Below are 785 nucleotides of genomic sequence, written 5' to 3'. Positions count from 1 at the left end.
CCGCGCGCGAAGGCCGCCGCCGCGCGCGACAGCCCGCTCGCCGCCTCAGACTGGTCGCCGCGCTCGGCATCGATCATGGCCACGCTGCGCGTCAGCCGCGCCGAGACGATCGGCAGCGTGATCCGGTTGGCCTGCGCCAACGCGGAGGCCGAGCGCAGCGCCTCCTCGGCCTCCGCCTGCCGGCCGAGCCCGCGCAGCGCGACGCCGCGGTAGCGCCGTGCCTCGACCAGGGCCAGCAGGGCGGACCGGGTCTGCGGGCTCGACATCGCCTCCGCGCCGCCCAGCTGCTCGCCGAGCGAGCGCGGCCCCTGCCGCGCGGCCAGGATCGAAGGCGGCAGCTGCCGCTCGAAGCCGGCCGCAGCACGGTCCAACAGCGCCAGTGCCTCGGCATGCCGGCCGAGGTTGAGCAGGTGCAGCGCGCGGTAATGCGCGAGCCGCGCGGAGAGCCCTTCCTCCGCGCCCGGTCGCGCGGCCAGCTCATCGGCCCGCGCCAGCGCAGCCTCCGCCGCCGGGAAGCGCCCCTGGTTCGAGAGCTGCAGCGAGAGCAGCGCCAGCGTGGTGGCCAGCGCCGGGTTGTCGGCGCCCAGCGCACGCTCCTGCACACCGAGCGCGGCGCGATAGGCGGTCTCGGCGGCGGCGGCGTTCTCCGCCTGGTTCGCCCGGCTGCCGGCCGCCATGAGCGCCTGATAGGTGCCGATGTCGTTCGAGCCGAAGGCGCGCGCCGCCAGGCGGTCGGCCAGCAGCGCCTCCGCGCCGGACGCCGGGGCGCCGGCGCCCTCGGCCCG

General features: G+C 78.0%; 1 pseudogene. It reads right to left on the bottom strand.

Annotation, left to right across the window (positions count from 1 at the left end):
• A pseudogene (locus OZN99_RS32755) lies at positions 1-785 on the bottom strand (hypothetical protein); the annotation flags it as partial.

The sequence above is a fragment of the Falsiroseomonas oryzae genome (assembly GCF_027856955.1).
Lineage (GTDB): Bacteria > Pseudomonadota > Alphaproteobacteria > Acetobacterales > Acetobacteraceae > Falsiroseomonas > Falsiroseomonas oryzae.
The sequence above is the reverse complement of the archived record's forward strand: the minus strand, read 5'-3'. Positions and strand labels throughout refer to the sequence as shown.